Genomic DNA, 377 nt, shown 5'->3' on the forward strand with positions numbered 1-377 from the left:
TTAGTTTTGAGGGAGCAATTCTCTCTATATTTATGGTATGGGCCTATAGCTCAGCTGGTTAGAGCGCACGCCTGATAAGCGTGAGGTCGATGGTTCGAGTCCATTTAGGCCCACCATACTTCATAACAACGGGGTCTTAGCTCAGCTGGGAGAGCGCCTGCTTTGCACGCAGGAGGTCAGGGGTTCGATCCCCCTAGACTCCACCAATAACGTTACCATGTTAATATCGTTCTTTGAAAACTAGATAATTGTATAGAAGAAACCAAGTAAAAACCGAGTTAAATCGCCATTTTAGAATACTCTCTAATAATTTAGAGTAAAACCTTTTAGGTTAAGTTAGAAAGGGCGCACGGTGAATGCCTTGGCACTAGGAGCCG

The 377-nt window shown here is 44.6% G+C and carries 2 tRNA genes; both read left to right on the top strand.

The annotated features are described in order from the left end of the window. The first annotated feature begins 39 nt into the window (after nt 1-39). Nucleotides 40-116 (top strand) — tRNA-Ile (locus tag M3226_RS31725). Nucleotides 117-130: 14 nt separating this feature from the next. Then, nucleotides 131-206, top strand: a tRNA-Ala gene (locus tag M3226_RS31730). Nucleotides 207-377: the final 171 nt, after the last annotated feature.

The organism is Neobacillus cucumis (genome assembly GCF_023715505.1).